This is a genomic window from Cellulomonas sp. GbtcB1, assembly GCF_019091725.1.
Classification (GTDB): Bacteria; Actinomycetota; Actinomycetes; order Actinomycetales; family Cellulomonadaceae; genus Cellulomonas.
Map to the genome: position 1 here is coordinate 1 of NZ_JAGXJG010000225.1, position 279 is coordinate 279.

Consider the following 279-nt stretch of genomic DNA (forward strand, 5'->3'; position numbering starts at 1 on the left):
TTATACAAGTACCACCAACACCATAACTAACAGCGGTTACTCCCGTCTTTGTTACTATTTGCTCATGATACGTTTTTACAGGCGTTCCAACTGTTTCAACACCTGTCGAGTTATCCCAGTAACCGCCCTCCGTCACGCTATCACCAAGAACTGCCCAAACCTTACCAGCTAAAACGTTTGTTGGCGACCCACCACCCGTTCCTATTTCTGTAAGTTTTTGGGCAAGTGTTTTATTATCACTTACATAAACAGCTTCTGCACGAGTAATGGGATAAATAT

The 279-nt window shown here is 43.0% G+C and carries 1 protein-coding gene; it reads right to left on the reverse strand.

Annotated features, from left to right (window positions below; all coding sequences use genetic code 11):
* Positions 1-279: hypothetical protein (locus KVT14_RS20365; protein ID WP_217617296.1), on the reverse strand; the 279-nt coding region annotated here is incomplete at both ends.